Source organism: Streptomyces sp. SAI-135 (genome assembly GCF_029893805.1).
GTDB lineage: Bacteria > Actinomycetota > Actinomycetes > Streptomycetales > Streptomycetaceae > Streptomyces.
This window is the reverse complement of sequence record NZ_JARXYP010000002.1, coordinates 5,767,661-5,782,001: the sequence shown is the minus strand read 5'-3', so window position 1 is coordinate 5,782,001 and position 14,341 is coordinate 5,767,661. Positions and strand designations below refer to the sequence as shown.

The window sequence follows — 14,341 nt, the reverse complement described above, 5'->3', positions numbered from 1 at the left end:
GGCGCCTGACCCCTCAGGGCCTGCGCCCCCGGAAGGTCCGCCGCTCGGGGGTCTGCCCGGAGGGCGCCGCGTCGGCCAGCCGTACGACGGGGTCGTCGGGGCCGCCGCGCCCCGCGACGACGGGCCGTTCGGCACGCTCGGCCTTGGCCCGGTACTGCGCGGCGTCGGCCAGCCGGAAGAGCCGCCGGGCCGAGCGGACGGGCCCGATGGGGTCCGCGGTGGAGGCGACCCCGCAGGCCACCCCTTCCCCCAGCTCCAACTCCGCGGCCCTCCTGCACAGTTCACCGGCGGCCCTGACCACGTCGTCGGCGGGGGGACCGACGGCCAGCAGACAGAACTCGTCCCCTCCGAGCCGCGCGGCCAGGGCCCCCGGCAGCATGGCCCCGCACAGCGACAGCACCGACCCGAAACGTTCCAGCAGCCGGTCGCCCACGGCGTGCCCACGGGTGTCGTTGACCCGCTTCAGCCCGTTGAGATCGCACACCACGAGGCTGACGACGACCCCGTCCCGCTTGTGCCGGTCGACGGCCTCGTCGAGCCGCGCGTCCACGGCACGGCGGTTGGCGAGCCCGGTCAGCGCGTCCGTGAACGCCAGCCGTCTCGCCTCCTCCAGCCGTTCCGCCTGGGCGATTCCGGCGGCGACGACGGCGGCCAGTACGGTGGCGAAGTCGGCGTCCTCCCGTCCGAAGACGGGGGCACCGGTGGGCCGGGCGACATACAGCTCGCCCCAGGCCCGCCCGTTCAGCACGATCGGGGCGACCACGCAGCTGCCCCGGCCCCTCCTGCGGAGCGCGGCGACTCGCTGGTGCACATAGCCGGGCCGTCCCCCGGCCGCCGGGCCCTCCGCCGTCTCCACCCACGCGTTGGGCTCACCGCCCCCGGCCCACCGCTCGTGCAGGAACTCGGTGATCTCCGGGAACTGGTGCACGGGGTAGGCCTCGTTCTCGGGGAACTCCTCCTCGCCCGCGGCCCGGTCCCCCACGTTCACCAGCACCCTGAGCCGTCCCAGCTCCCGCTCCCACACGGACAACGCGGCGAAGCTCCCGCCGAGGGCGCGGCAGGCCCCGGCGGCGGCGGCCCGCCACGCCTCCCGCGAGCCGTGGGCCGCCGCCATGCCCTGAGCCAACGCGACGACCGCGGCCAGCCGGATGTCCTCACCCATCAGTCCAGGTTAGGGAGGATTGGGGGGTATGCGGCGATGTGGTTGGTCCGTTCGAGAAACAGACACCGGGGCGGGTTCGGTTGCCGGGCGGCTGACGGTGCGTGCGGGCTGATCGCGCAGTTCCCCGCGCCCCCGCTGCGCTGGGCTTGGGCCGGGCGCCCACCAGAGTGCCGGGAACGGCCGCCGGGCGGCTGACAGTGCGTGCGGGCTGGTCGCGCAGTTCCCCGCGCCCCCGCTGCGCTGGGCTTGGGCCGGGCGCCTACCAGAGTGCCGGGAACGGCCGCCGGGCGGCTGACAGTGCGTGCGGGCTGATCGCGCAGTTCCCCGCGCCCCTGGGGTGGACGGGTGGACGCTCGTGCAGACGTGCAGGCCACCACCGGGCCGCAAGAGGCCGCCGCAGGCATTCAGGGGCGCGGGGAACTGCGCAAAACGCCCGCCCCCACTCACCCGCACCCGCCCGACGACCGCACCCGCACCCGCACCCGCACCCGCACCCGCACCCGAAGAACAATGGCGGCTACAGGCCAGGCCACCGAGGCGCTCGGTGTTCGTTGAAGGCCGCCACGCCCTCCGCGCGGTCCCCGGAGAACGCCACCGTCCGCCACGCCGCGTCCTCCACCTCCAGCCCGGACCGCAGGTCCAGCCCCTGCCCGAGCCGCAGCGCACGCTTGGCCGCCCGCAGCCCCACGGGCGAGTTCCCGGCCACCCGCCCGGCCAGGGCCAGCGCCTCCGCCCGGTCCTCCCCGGGCTCCACCAGCTGGTCCACGAGCCCCAGCCGATGCGCCTCCTCCGCCTCGACCCGCCGCGCCGTGAAGATCAGCTCGGCGGCCCGGGCCGCACCCACCCGCCGCGGCAGCAGCTGCGTCCCGCCGCCCCCGGGGATCACTCCCACCGACACCTCCGGCAACCCCACCACCGCCGTACGGTCGGCCACGATCAGGTCGCACGACAGGGCCAGCTCGAAGCCCCCGCCCAGCGCGAACCCGTGCACCGCGGCGATCGCCGGCACGGGCAGCTCCAGCACCCCCGTGTACGCCCCCCGGCTCACCGGCCGCTGCCGCAGCAGATCGGCGTCGCTGAGGGAGTTCCGCTCCTTCAGGTCGGCCCCCACGCAGAAGGCCCGCTCATGCGTGGAGGTCACCACGACAACCCGCACCGCCTGGTCACCCCCCAGTGCGGAACAGGCGGCGGCGATCGACCGGGCCATCTCCGAGGAGACCGCGTTCATCGCCTTGGGCCGGTCCAGAACCAACTCGGCAACCCCCTCCTCATGCCGCCTCACCAGCACGAACTCCCCGAACCGCTCCTCACCCATGACACCCTCCCGGTTAACGTGGGTTAACAAGACCGCTCCGATCATCGCAGCCCCGCCCCCACCGCGAAAGGTTCCCGCCGACCCACCCGACACCCCGTTCGAGTGACATCCCGCCCAACTCCCCTCCGACCGCCCACGACAGCGCATAACGTGCGCCCGGCCACGGCGCACAGGGGGCGCGGGCACCCAGGGGAGGAAGCATGACGGCGACGATGACGACGACAGGCATCGCGGAGGACAACGGCACCCGCCTGTTCGGACCGCGCGGCCGCCACCGCAAGCCCCGCCCCCGCAAGGTCCTGCTCGCGGCGGGCGGCCTCGCCCTGGCCGCCGGCGCCCTGAGTCTCGTCCGGCTGACCCCCGACGCGGGGGTGGGCGGCTTCGGCGCGACCGAGGCGGACCCCCAGGCCGCCCCGGGCACGGACACGGACGCGGACATCGACAGCGGCTCCACAACGGACCGGGCGACGAACGCGGCGGCGACCGTGGGCTCCGTCCCGCAGGCGAGCCCCACGTCGACCACGGCGATGGGCGGGATCTCCACGACCCCCACTCCAGGCACCTCGCCGGCCCCGGCAGGGTCCGCGACCGCCGTACCCCTGCCCCTGGCGGCGGCTCCCACCACGATCCCGGAGGCGCTGAACACCCACGCACCGGCACCGGCCCCCACGGCGAGCACCGCGCCCCGGCAGTCCCGGGCACCCCACTCACCGGCGACGACCGCCGCCCCGCAACCGGCCCGGACCACGCCCCCGCCGGCGACCGCCCCCACCCCCCGGCCCAGCCACTCGACCCGGCCCGCGCCGGGCCTGTGCGTGCCGGTCATCGGGCTGTGCGTGCAGCAGGGCGGCTAGGCGGGGGGCATGTCCCTGCGGGTCAGCAGCCAGGGCTCGACGACGCCGAGTCCGCGGACCGGCCGCTGCCACATCGGCTGGAGCGCGAAGCGGTACGTCGGCGGCTCCTCGCCCTCCTTCTCGGCGGTGGCCGCGGCCTCGGCCGCCTCGGCCTCCGAGGCGGGCGCCTCGCCGTGGCGGATCAGCTCCTCGGCGAACGCGCTGTCGACGAGGACGGCGTCGCGGGGAGCTATCGAGGTCAGCCGGGAGGCGAGGTTCACCGTCGTGCCGAAGACATCGCCCATACGGGTGGTCACCGTGCCGAAGGCGATGCCGACGCGCAGCTCGGGCATGGTCTCGTCGTTGGCCATGGTCTCGATGAGCCGCAGCGCGATCTCGGCGGCCACGGCGGCGTCGTCGGCCGCGTACAGCACCTCGTCGCCGAGGGTCTTGATGAGCCGACCGCCCCGCGCGGCCACCAGGTCCGCGGCTGTGGTCTCGAAGGCCTCGACGAGTTCGCCGAGCTCCTCCTCCTCCATCCGGCGGGTCAGCCGCGTGAACCCGACGAGGTCGGCGAAGCCCACGCACAGCCGCCGGTCGACCATCTCCTCGTCGTCGGCGGCCTGCACGACCCGGCCCGCCGAGGCGGCGAGCTGGCGGCGCCAGACGTAGACGAGGAACTCCTCCAGCTCGGGCAGGAGCAGTTCGATGATCGGGTACGTCACCTCGGTGCGGGTCATGCCCGGCTCCGGGGGCTCGGTCAGGCCCTCCAGGAAGGAGTCGATCTGCCACTCGGCGAGCCGGGCGGTGGTCTGCCCGGTGGACCGCGCCACCTGTACGGCCATGGCCTCGCTCAGCAGCCCCGCCTCGACGAGACCGGCGAGCCGGCGCAGCGCGAGGACGTCCGCCTCGGTGAACGCCTTGGCCTGGCCGACGTCGGCGAAGCCCATCGCCCGCCAGAAGCGGGTGGCCAGCTCCATGGAGACGCCGGCGGTGCGGGCCGCCTGAAAGGGGGTGTAGCGCCGCTCGGCGCCGAGGATGAGCTGTTCGAGACGCACGGCGAGCGGGTGCGGGATCGCGTCCGCGCCGGAGCCCGTGTCGTCTGCGGTCACGCCTGCTGCCCTTCCGATCTGTCACGGTCAGGTATCGACCGGCCTCAACTGTACGGCAGGTGTGCGGTAGCTCACTCCCGAGGAGGGGTGACTGATGCATGCCGGTCGCGTGCGGGCGGTACGCGACCGGTCGCGCCCCGCGACGGAGTCGCTGTTGTCACGGCCCCGCGCCCCGGACGGCAGATCCCCTCACGCCGGTCGCAGATGCACGATGTCTCCGGCGCCCACCGGCTCCTGTACCCCTTCCTCCGTCGCGATCACCAGGCGGCCGTCGCCGTCCACCGCCACCGCCTCACCGACCAGGGAGCGGTCCCCGGGCAGCTCGGCCCGTACCCGTCTCCCCAGCGTCGCGCACCCCGCCGCATACGTCTCCTGCAAACCGCTCACCGTCGGGTCCCCCGCCGCCGCCCGCCACCGCTCGTACCACTCCTCGAGGGAGCGCAGGACGGCCCGCAGCAGGGGGTCCCGGTCCGTGCTCACCGCTCCGGCCAGCGCCAGGGAACCCGCGGTGGGGACGGGCAGCTCGTCCTCCCTGAGGGTGACGTTGATGCCGACGCCCATGACGACGCCGTCCTCGCCCGCCCGTTCGGCGAGGATCCCGCCGGCCTTGCGTTCCTCGCCGCCCACGGTCACCAGGAGGTCGTTGGGCCACTTGAGGGCCGTGTCCACACCCGCGGAGCGCGACAGGCCGGTCGCCACCGCGACCCCGGTGAGCAGCGGGAGCCAGCCCCAGCGCGCCACCGGCACGTCGGCCGGGGTCAGCAGGACGGAGAAGAAGAGTCCCGAGCGGGGCGGCGCGGACCACTGGCGGTCCAGCCGGCCCCGGCCCGCCGTCTGTTCCTCGGCGACGAGGACCGCGCCCTCGGCCGCCTTGCCCGCGACGGTGCGGGCGACCAGGTCGGAGTTGGTGGAGCCGGTGCCGGCCACCACCTCGATCCCGGACCACAGCCCGCCCTCCCGCACCAGCCCGCGGCGCAGCGCGGCGGCGTTGAGGGGCGGCCGGTCGAGGTCCGACCAACGGCTGTCGTCTCCTGAAACATCTCGCGGCGTCATGCAAGCCACCCTAGGTGTGTGAAACGCCGCACTGCTGATTCGTAGGGGCGCCACTACTCTACGGATGAGTAACCGTCCCCCCTTTTGAGCAGGCAGGGAGCCAGATCCCGATGTCCGAGCCGGAAGAGATCGACATCCACACCACCGCGGGCAAGCTCGCGGATCTGCAGCGCCGCATCCAGGAGGCGACGCACGCCGGCTCCGAACGTGCCGTCGAGAAGCAGCACGCCAAGGGCAAGTTGACGGCCCGTGAGCGCATCGACCTGCTCCTCGACGAAGGCTCATTCGTGGAGTTGGACGAGTTCGCCCGTCACCGCTCCACCAACTTCGGGCTCGAGAAGAACCGCCCGTACGGCGACGGCGTCGTCACCGGGTACGGCACCGTCGACGGCCGCCCCGTCGCCGTGTTCTCCCAGGACTTCACCGTGTTCGGCGGCGCCCTGGGCGAGGTCTACGGGCAGAAGATCGTCAAGGTGATGGACTTCGCGCTGAAGACCGGCTGCCCGGTCATCGGCATCAACGACTCCGGCGGCGCCCGCATCCAGGAGGGCGTGGCCTCGCTGGGCGCGTACGGCGAGATCTTCCGCCGCAACACCCACGCGAGCGGTGTCATCCCGCAGATCAGCCTGGTCGTCGGCCCCTGTGCGGGCGGCGCGGTGTACTCCCCGGCGATCACCGACTTCACGGTCATGGTCGACCAGACCTCGCACATGTTCATCACCGGGCCCGACGTCATCAAAACGGTCACCGGCGAGGACGTCGGCTTCGAGGAGCTGGGCGGCGCCCGCACCCACAACTCGGTGTCCGGCGTGGCCCACCACATGGCCGGGGACGAGAAGGACGCCGTCGAGTACGTCAAGCAGCTGCTGTCGTACCTGCCGTCCAACAACCTGTCCGAGCCGCCGGTCTACCCGGAGGAGGCGGACCTCACGGTCACCGACGAGGACCGCGAGCTGGACACCCTCGTCCCGGACAGCGCGAACCAGCCGTACGACATGCACACGGTGATCGAACACATCTTGGACGACGCCGAGTTCTTCGAGACGCAGCCGCTGTTCGCGCCGAACATCCTCACCGGCTACGGCCGCGTGGAGGGCCACCCGGTCGGCATCGTCGCCAACCAGCCGATGCAGTTCGCGGGGTGCCTCGACATCACGGCGAGCGAGAAGGCGGCCCGCTTCGTCCGCACCTGCGACGCCTTCAACATCCCGGTGATCACCTTCGTGGACGTGCCGGGCTTCCTGCCGGGCGTCGACCAGGAGCACGACGGCATCATCCGCCGCGGCGCCAAGCTCATCTACGCCTACGCCGAGGCCACGGTCCCGCTCATCACCGTCATCACCCGCAAGGCCTTCGGCGGCGCCTACGACGTCATGGGCTCCAAGCACCTCGGCGCGGACATCAACCTCGCCTGGCCGACCGCCCAGATCGCCGTCATGGGCGCCCAGGGCGCGGTCAACATCCTGCACCGCCGCACGATCGCGGAGGCCGAGGCGAACGGGGAGGACCTGGACGCGGTGCGCGCCCGGCTGATCCAGGAGTACGAGGACGCCCTCCTCAACCCCTACATCGCGGCCGAGCGCGGTTACATCGACTCCGTGATCATGCCCTCGGACACCCGCCGCCATGTGGTCAGGGGTCTGCGCCAGCTGCGCACCAAGCGCGAGTCCCTGCCTCCGAAGAAGCACGGCAACATCCCCCTCTAGCCCTGCCGGGAGCCGTCATGAACATCAAGGTCGTACGGGGAAACCCGACCCCGGAGGAGCTCGCCGCCGCCCTGGCGGTGGTCCGGGCCCGCGCCGCGGCGGCGACGGACACGCCGTCCGGCGCGGAGGAGCGCAAGGCCGCGTGGTCCGACCCGTCGAGAATCGCGACCCACCGCCTGCCCCAGCCGGGTCCGACGTCCTGGGCCCGTTCCTACTGGCCTGGGTGAGGCTTCCCGGGAGCGCGGGGAACCGCGCACAGAGGGACAGAGAAGGGCGCCGACTTGAGTACCCGTACTCAGGCGCCCGCCTCCGTCAAGCCCCACGCTGGTGGCATGCTGTGGTCCGACCCCGAGAACGAACCGCCGAAGGAACTGCGCGACATGCAGGACATGCTTCGGCGACTCAGCATCTTCCTGGCCCTGGCCATGGTGCTCGCGATGATCGTGATCGGGCTGCGCTGATCGGACTACGCTGACCGCATGACCGATCAGCCGCGCCGCCGACTCGTGCTCGCCTCCCAGTCCCCCGCCCGGCTGGGCCTGCTGCGACAGGCCGGCCTCACTCCCGAGGTGCTCGTGAGCGGGGTCGACGAGGACGCCGTCACCGCCCCCACCCCCGCCGAACTGGCCCTCGCCCTCGCCGAGGCCAAGGCCTCCGTGGTGGCCGCGAAGCCCGAGGTCAAGGGTGCGCTGGTGATCGGCTGCGACTCGGTGCTCGACCTGGACGGCGAGGCCCTCGGCAAGCCGGCCGACGCCGAGGAGGCGACGGCCCGCTGGAAGTCCATGCGCGGCCGCGCGGGCACCCTGCAGACCGGCCACTGCGTCTACGACACGACGAGCGGCCGGTACGTCTCGGCGGTCGCCTCCACCGTCGTCCGCTTCGGCGAGCCGACCGACGAGGAGATCGCCGCGTACGTCGCCTCCGGCGAACCCCTCTACGTCGCCGGGGCGTTCACCCTGGACGGCCGCTCGGCCCCGTTCATCGAGGGCATCGACGGCGACCACGGCAACGTGATCGGCCTCAGCCTGCCCCTGCTGCGCCGCCTGCTGGCCGACCTGGGCGTAGGCATCACAGAGCTCTGGACCCCGACGAAGGCGTAACCGCCCCAGGCCCCCCTCGCCCACGCTCACGCTCACAGCACAGAGGCGACCGCCCCCGGCCACCGTGAGCACGACACACAGGCGATCGACCTCAGCTGTCGACCCGAACAGGCTCCGGTGTCACGGAGTTGTGGGGGCCGGTGGAGGGGTGAGGGGGGTGCTGTCGGAATCCTGGGGGGCCTCCGGGTGCTCGGCGCTCTCGGAGCCGCCCGGTCCCTCCCTGTCGTGCGGTTCCGCCGCGACCGGCCCGGGCCGTCGGTCGTAGGTGACCAGCAGCAGCACGATCAGCCCGAGCATCACGATCATGAAGAGGAACTGGGGCCGGCCGATCAGCGCCCAGGCGACCGCGCCCAGCAGGCCGTGCACCACGGCGGCGCTGATCAGCAGGACACGCCCGAGCCCGGCGGGCTGCCGGTCGCGCACCGCCACCAGCAGGGCGACCAGCGCGCACAGCGCGAAGTAGAGACCGAAGACGATCCCGCCGATCTTCGAGGACATCGACATCGCGTCCGGGTCCAGACCCGCCAGTGACATGTTCTGCGCGTCGACGAGATTGCCCATGATCCAGTTGAGCATCGCCACGCCGAGAGCCTCGACGAAGAGGACGACCGCAACGACCCACGCCACCGGCCTGCGTATCACCGGGCCCCACCCACTTTCGAGCCATGCTGTTGTCACCCGACGTACGTTCAATACAGCGCGAACGCTACTAACGGGTAAACCGCGGGACAAGGGTCCGGCCGCGGGCAAAGAATCATTGGGCCATTCGTAGGGACTCGACAAAGAATCGGAGTGGTCCGCAGCACGCTCTCACAGAGACCTTGACCACAGAGGACGGCTAGGGTTTCCGGGAGGAGTCCTGCGTACCGCGGTGCGACAAGGGATTTCGCGGGTCGTGGAAGCTCGCATCACGCTCCGTGTGGGGAAGCTCACCACAGGGGACGGGTCGAAGAGCCGTGTCGGCAGTCCCTAAACTCGGCTTGTTTCAAGGAGGGAGCCTCAATCGTGCGCAAGGTGCTCATCGCCAACCGTGGCGAAATCGCTGTCCGCGTTGCCCGGGCCTGCCGGGATGCCGGTATCGCGAGCGTGGCCGTGTACGCCGACCCGGACCGGGACGCTCTGCATGTCCGCGCCGCGGATGAGGCGTTCGCCCTGGGCGGTGACACCCCGGCCACCAGCTATCTGGACATCGAGAAGGTCCTGGGCGCCGCGCGCGAGTCGGGCGCGGACGCCATCCACCCCGGCTACGGCTTCCTGTCCGAGAACGCCGAGTTCGCGCAGGCGGTCCTGGACGCGGGCCTCATCTGGATCGGCCCGCCCCCGCAGGCCATCCGCGACCTGGGCGACAAGGTCGCCGCGCGGCACATCGCCCAGCGCGCCGGCGCCCCGCTGGTCGCCGGCACCGCCGACCCGGTCTCCGGCGCCGACGAGGTCGTGGCCTTCGCCGAGGAGCACGGCCTGCCCATCGCCATCAAGGCCGCCTTCGGCGGTGGCGGCCGCGGTCTGAAGGTCGCCCGCACCCTCGAAGAGGTCCCGGAGCTCTACGACTCCGCGGTCCGCGAGGCCGTGGCCGCGTTCGGGCGCGGCGAGTGCTTCGTCGAGCGCTACCTGGACCGCCCCCGGCACGTGGAGACCCAGTGCCTGGCCGACAAGCACGGCAACGTGGTCGTCGTCTCCACCCGTGACTGCTCCCTCCAGCGCCGCCACCAGAAGCTGGTCGAGGAGGCGCCCGCGCCGTTCCTGTCCGACGAGCAGGTCGCCGAGCTGTACCGCGCCTCCAAGGCCATCCTGAAGGAGGCCCACTACGAGGGTGCCGGCACCTGCGAGTTCCTGGTCGGCCAGGACGGCACGATCTCCTTCCTGGAGGTCAACACCCGCCTCCAGGTCGAGCACCCGGTCACCGAGGAGGTCGCCGGCATCGACCTGGTGCGCGAGATGTTCCGCATCGCCGACGGCGAGGAACTGGGCTACGGCGACCCCGAACTGCGCGGCCACTCCTTCGAGTTCCGCATCAACGGCGAGGACCCGGGCCGTAACTTCCTCCCGGCCCCCGGCACGGTCACCAAGTTCGAGGCCCCCTCCGGTCCGGGTGTGCGCCTGGACGCCGGCGTCGAGGCCGGCAGCGTCATCGGCCCCGCCTGGGACTCCCTCCTCGCGAAGCTGATCGTCACCGGCGCCACCCGTGAGCAGGCCCTCCAGCGCGCGGCCCGCGCCCTGGAGGAGTTCCAGGTCGAGGGCATGGCCACCGCCATCCCCTTCCACCGCGTGGTGGTCAAGGACCCGGCGTTCGCCCCTGAGCTGACCGGCTCCAGCGACCCGTTCACGGTCCACACCCGCTGGATCGAGACCGAGTTCGTCAACGACATCAAGCCCTTCGCGGCCCCGGCCGACACCGAGGCCGAGGACGACGCGGACCGCGAGACGATCGTCGTCGAGGTGGGTGGCAAGCGCCTGGAGGTCTCCCTGCCCTCCTCGCTGGGCATGTCGCTGGCCCGCACCGGCCTCGCCGCGGGCGCCAAGCCCAAGCGCCGTGCGGCCAAGAAGTCCGGCCCCGTCGCCTCCGGTGACACCCTCGCCTCCCCGATGCAGGGCACGATCGTCAAGATCGCCGTCGAGGAGGGCCAGGAGGTCAAGGAGGGCGACCTCGTCGTCGTACTCGAGGCGATGAAGATGGAGCAGCCGCTCAACGCGCACCGGTCCGGCACCATCAAGGGCCTGACGGCGGAGGTCGGCGCGTCGATCACCTCGGGCGCGGCGATCTGCGAGATCAAGGACTGAGCGCACCTCGTACGCCCTGTGCCGCCACGGCATCCCGAAGCGCCCCGCGGACCGGAGCAGTCGGTCCGCGGGGCGCCTCGTTCTCCCCGTCCCCCGAGACGGTGGTCCTACGGGGTCCGCGCCCAGCCGGTGCCTCGGCGGACGAGGGCGAGACCGGCCATGGCGAAGCCGACGGCCACCAGGACGGACGACAGCGCGGTCAGAGGCGCGAATGCCGATCACCTATCCGGCGACGTCGAGCGGAATGGACAGGATCAGCAGCCAGGCGGCCCGGGCGGGGACCACGCGGCCGCGCGGCAGGGCGACGCCGAGCAGGATCGCGCCGACGACGTGGGCGGCGACGAAGCAGAGAAGCGGGCCGTTCACCACGGCCCCGCCGGAACAGCCCCGCGCCCGCACAAGCCCCGCACCTTCGGCCGAACCCACGCCTGGGAATGGCACAGCAGTTCCGCCCTCACGTACCGGCCGGCCCGGCCCCGGCCCATGCACGCCCGCACCTCGCACAGGAGCCACCCGCAGCCCGGCCTCCCCCGCTCCACTCCCCGGAGCCCCCGGTAGCCCCCGAGGCGTCCGAGCCCCCTCAGCCCCCAGCCCCCGAAGACATCACCCCGTCGAAAGCCTCAGCGTCGGCGCAGGTCGGCCACTCGGGCTCGGTCCGTGCCCGGGGTCGGGGTCGGATCGCCCAGGGCTGTGGCCGTGCGGAGGGAAGGGCCCGTCGAGGGGAGCTGGCTGCGGCGGGGGCCCGGCACGGGCACGTCCCGGCGCTGTTGCTGTCGCGCCGGGACCTGATCACCCCCCGGCGCTCCCGACGCGCCGGCCACGGCGATCTGCACCCCCTGGTCGGCGAGCGCCTGGAGTTCCGTGCCGGCCCGGTCGTCGTGGGCCGGGGGCTCGTCGGTGACCAGGCGGGTGATGAGGTCCGTCGGCACGGTCTGGAACATGGTGTCGGTGCCGAGCTTGGTGTGGTCGGCGAGGACCACGACCTCCGCGGCGGCCTGCACCAGCGCACGGTCCACGGACGCGGACAGCATGTTGGACGTGGAGAGCCCGCGCTCCGCGGTGAGCCCGCTCCCGGAGAGGAAGGCCCGCGAGACCCGGAGTCCCTGGAGCGACTGCTCCGCCCCCGAGCCCACCAGGGCGTAGTTGGAACCGCGCAGGGTGCCGCCGGTCATCACGACCTCCACCCGGTTGGCATGGGCGAGCGCCTGGGCCACCAGGAGGGAATTGGTCACGACGGTCAGCCCGGGAACCCGGGCGAGCCGGCGTGCCAGCTCCTGTGTGGTGGTGCCCGCCCCCACCACAATGGCCTCGCCCTCTTCGACGAGACCAGCGGCGAGATCGGCGATGGCCGTCTTCTCGGCGGTCGCGAGATGCGATTTCTGCGGAAAGCCGGACTCCCGCGTGAACCCGCCCGGCAATACCGCACCGCCATGCCGGCGGTCGAGGAGTCCTTCTGCCTCCAGCGCGCGCACGTCCCGCCGTACGGTCACTTCGGAGGTCTGGACGACGCGGGCGAGCTCACGGAGCGACACGGCTCCATTGGCTCGCACCATTTCGAGGATCAATTGGCGACGTTCTGCAGCGAACACGAAACTGACAGTAACCCCAACGACCGTCTGGTTTCAGCAGTTTGCGCCGAATTGCAGAAGTTGTTCGCACAGTAGGACGGGAAGTGGTATAGGGCCTAATCCCCCCGCCTATGCCGCACGAATGGTCGACAACTCCCTGTGCCCAGGCAGGAATCGCTTTCGGCCGTCAGGCCCCGCCGGTCTCCTTGCGCGTGTGCAACTGGCGTGCCACCTCGGCGATCGACCCCGAAAGAGAGGGGTAAACGGTGAAGGCGTTCGCGATCTGTTCGACCGTCAGATTGTTGTCGACCGCGATCGAGATGGGGTGGATCAGTTCCGAGGCGCGCGGCGCCACGACGACACCGCCGACGACGATCCCGGTGCCCGGCCGACAGAAGATCTTGACGAAGCCGTCGCGGATGCCCTGCATCTTGGCGCGCGGGTTGCGCAGCAGCGGGAGCTTCACCACCCGGGCGTCGATCTTGCCGCCGTCCACGTCCGACTGCGAATAGCCGACGGTGGCGATCTCGGGGTCGGTGAAGACGTTGGACGAGACCGTCTTGAGGTTCAGCGGGGCCACCGCGTCGCCGAGGAAGTGGTACATCGCGATGCGCCCCTGCATGGCGGCCACGGAGGCCAGCGCGAAGACCCCGGTCACGTCACCGGCGGCGTACACGCCGGGAGCCGTCGTGCGGGACACCTTGTCGGTCCAGATGTGCCCGGACTCGCGCAGTTTGACGCCCGCTTCCTCCAGCCCCATCCCGGCGCTGTTCGGAATGGCGCCGACGGCCATCAGGCAGTGCGACCCGGTGATGACCCGCCCGTCCGCGAGCGTGACCTCGACCCGGTCCCCGACCCGCTTGGCGGACTGGGCCCGGGAACGCGCCATGACGTTCATGCCGCGCCGGCGGAAGACGTCCTCCAGTACGGCGGCCGCGTCCGGGTCCTCCCCGGGCAGCACCCGGTCCCGGGACGACACGAGCGTCACCTTGGAGCCGAGCGCCTGGTAGGCACCGGCGAACTCGGCACCGGTGACACCGGACCCGACCACGATGAGCTCTTCCGGCAGCTCGGTGAGGTCGTAGACCTGGGTCCAGTTGAGGATGCGCTCGCCGTCGGGCTGGGCGTCGGGAAGCTCACGGGGATGACCGCCGGTGGCGATCAGCACGGCGTCCGCGACGAGCGTCTCCTCGCTCCCGTCGGCGGCCCGTACGACGACCTTCCTCGATCCGTCGAGGGCCTGCATGCCCTCCAGACGGCCGCGCCCGCGCAGCACCCGGGCGCCGGCCCGCGTCACCGACGCGGTGATGTCGTGCGACTGGGCGAGGGCGAGCCGCTTCACACGGCGGTTGACCTTGCCCAGGTCGACGCCGACCACTCGCGCGGCCTGCTCCAGCGGCGGGGTGTCGTCGGCGACGATGATGCCGAGCTCTTCGTACGACGAATCGAAGGTCGTCATGACCTCTGCCGTAGCGATAAGGGTCTTCGACGGCACGCAGTCGGTCAGCACCGACGCCCCGCCCAGACCGTCGCAGTCGACGACGGTCACCTCCGCGCCGAGCTGGGCGGCCACCAGGGCCGCCTCGTATCCGCCGGGTCCGCCACCGATGATCACGATCCGAGTCACGTACTCCATTGTCCCGCACGAGCCGGGGTGCCACGGCCTGGGGGGCGCCCCGAGACGCCACTGTTACGGGAGAGACACCGGGGAAGG

The 14,341-nt window shown here is 72.1% G+C and carries 14 protein-coding genes; 6 read left to right on the top strand and 8 right to left on the bottom strand.

What is annotated here, in order from left to right; genetic code table 11:
* Positions 1–13 precede the first annotated feature (13 nt).
* Both M2163_RS30825 and M2163_RS30820 read right to left on the bottom strand, forming a co-directional pair.
* Entirely contained in the window at positions 14–1,162 is a 1,149-nt protein-coding gene (locus M2163_RS30825; RefSeq protein WP_280849631.1) for a GGDEF domain-containing protein, read from the bottom strand.
* A gap of 517 nt (positions 1,163–1,679) precedes the next feature.
* Complete coding sequence (locus M2163_RS30820) at positions 1,680–2,477, bottom strand: enoyl-CoA hydratase-related protein (RefSeq protein WP_280895609.1); 798 nt, start codon at positions 2,475–2,477, stop codon at positions 1,680–1,682.
* Between the two features lie 200 nt (positions 2,478–2,677).
* On the opposite strand from M2163_RS30820, the gene M2163_RS30815 reads away from it, so the two are divergent.
* Positions 2,678–3,331, top strand: a complete 654-nt coding sequence (locus M2163_RS30815; protein ID WP_280895608.1) for a hypothetical protein — start codon at positions 2,678–2,680, stop codon at positions 3,329–3,331.
* Here M2163_RS30815 and M2163_RS30810 read toward each other — a convergent pair.
* Positions 3,328–4,422 (bottom strand): adenylate/guanylate cyclase domain-containing protein, encoded by a 1,095-nt coding sequence (locus tag M2163_RS30810; protein WP_280895607.1) that lies wholly within the window; start codon positions 4,420–4,422, stop codon positions 3,328–3,330. The two genes, M2163_RS30815 and M2163_RS30810, sit on opposite strands and share 4 nt — an antisense overlap.
* Positions 4,423–4,611: 189 nt before the next feature.
* Positions 4,612–5,475: a biotin--[acetyl-CoA-carboxylase] ligase gene (locus M2163_RS30805; RefSeq protein ID WP_280849635.1), complete on the bottom strand. Its 864-nt coding sequence runs from the start codon at positions 5,473–5,475 to the stop codon at positions 4,612–4,614.
* Between the two features lie 110 nt (positions 5,476–5,585).
* Between M2163_RS30805 and M2163_RS30800 the strand changes: the two genes are divergently transcribed.
* From M2163_RS30800 to M2163_RS30785, 4 genes are read left to right on the top strand one after another with little or no spacing between them, the layout of a single operon-like run.
* On the top strand, positions 5,586–7,181 hold the full coding sequence (locus M2163_RS30800) for an acyl-CoA carboxylase subunit beta (protein ID WP_280895606.1): 1,596 nt from the start codon (positions 5,586–5,588) through the stop codon (positions 7,179–7,181).
* A 17-nt stretch (positions 7,182–7,198) separates the two neighbouring features.
* Complete coding sequence (locus M2163_RS30795; protein WP_280849637.1) at positions 7,199–7,408, top strand: acyl-CoA carboxylase epsilon subunit; 210 nt, start codon at positions 7,199–7,201, stop codon at positions 7,406–7,408.
* A gap of 54 nt (positions 7,409–7,462) precedes the next feature.
* A complete protein-coding gene (locus M2163_RS30790) occupies positions 7,463–7,642 on the top strand; it encodes a hypothetical protein (RefSeq protein ID WP_280854326.1) in 180 nt (59 codons plus the stop codon).
* 18 nt (positions 7,643–7,660) lie between these two features.
* Complete coding sequence (locus M2163_RS30785) at positions 7,661–8,281, top strand: nucleoside triphosphate pyrophosphatase (RefSeq protein WP_280895605.1); 621 nt, start codon at positions 7,661–7,663, stop codon at positions 8,279–8,281.
* Between the two features lie 120 nt (positions 8,282–8,401).
* Here M2163_RS30785 and M2163_RS30780 read toward each other — a convergent pair whose 3' ends face one another.
* On the bottom strand, positions 8,402–8,908 hold the full coding sequence (locus M2163_RS30780) for a hypothetical protein (RefSeq protein WP_280895604.1): 507 nt from the start codon (positions 8,906–8,908) through the stop codon (positions 8,402–8,404).
* A gap of 378 nt (positions 8,909–9,286) precedes the next feature.
* Here M2163_RS30780 and M2163_RS30775 point away from each other — a divergent pair, with 378 nt between their 5' ends.
* On the top strand, positions 9,287–11,059 hold the full coding sequence (locus M2163_RS30775; protein ID WP_280895603.1) for a biotin carboxylase N-terminal domain-containing protein: 1,773 nt from the start codon (positions 9,287–9,289) through the stop codon (positions 11,057–11,059).
* 222 nt (positions 11,060–11,281) lie between these two features.
* Here M2163_RS30775 and M2163_RS30770 read toward each other — a convergent pair whose 3' ends face one another.
* The 3 genes from M2163_RS30770 to M2163_RS30760 form a co-directional block, all read right to left on the bottom strand.
* Complete coding sequence (locus M2163_RS30770; RefSeq protein ID WP_280895602.1) at positions 11,282–11,425, bottom strand: hypothetical protein; 144 nt, start codon at positions 11,423–11,425, stop codon at positions 11,282–11,284.
* Between the two features lie 254 nt (positions 11,426–11,679).
* Positions 11,680–12,648 carry a DeoR/GlpR family DNA-binding transcription regulator gene (locus M2163_RS30765; protein ID WP_280849641.1) on the bottom strand — a complete coding sequence of 323 codons (969 nt, stop codon included), beginning with the start codon at positions 12,646–12,648 and terminating at the stop codon, positions 11,680–11,682.
* 166 nt (positions 12,649–12,814) lie between these two features.
* Positions 12,815–14,263, bottom strand: coding sequence for an NAD(P)H-quinone dehydrogenase (locus M2163_RS30760; protein ID WP_031047688.1), 1,449 nt, complete (start codon positions 14,261–14,263; stop codon positions 12,815–12,817).
* Between the last annotated feature and the right edge of the window lie 78 nt (positions 14,264–14,341).

What these genes read in the sequence shown, in the direction of transcription:
- M2163_RS30815 (WP_280895608.1), top strand. Translation starts at nt 2,678, where the DNA reads ATGACGGCGACGATGACGACGACAGGCATCGCGGAGGACAACGGCACC.
- M2163_RS30800 (WP_280895606.1), top strand. Translation starts at nt 5,586, where the DNA reads ATGTCCGAGCCGGAAGAGATCGACATCCACACCACCGCGGGCAAGCTC.
- M2163_RS30760 (WP_031047688.1), bottom strand. Translation starts at nt 14,263, where the DNA reads ATGGAGTACGTGACTCGGATCGTGATCATCGGTGGCGGACCCGGCGGA.
- M2163_RS30820 (WP_280895609.1), bottom strand. Translation starts at nt 2,477, where the DNA reads ATGGGTGAGGAGCGGTTCGGGGAGTTCGTGCTGGTGAGGCGGCATGAG.
- M2163_RS30785 (WP_280895605.1), top strand. Translation starts at nt 7,661, where the DNA reads ATGACCGATCAGCCGCGCCGCCGACTCGTGCTCGCCTCCCAGTCCCCC.
- M2163_RS30795 (WP_280849637.1), top strand. Translation starts at nt 7,199, where the DNA reads ATGAACATCAAGGTCGTACGGGGAAACCCGACCCCGGAGGAGCTCGCC.
- M2163_RS30825 (WP_280849631.1), bottom strand. Translation starts at nt 1,162, where the DNA reads ATGGGTGAGGACATCCGGCTGGCCGCGGTCGTCGCGTTGGCTCAGGGC.
- M2163_RS30805 (WP_280849635.1), bottom strand. Translation starts at nt 5,475, where the DNA reads ATGACGCCGCGAGATGTTTCAGGAGACGACAGCCGTTGGTCGGACCTC.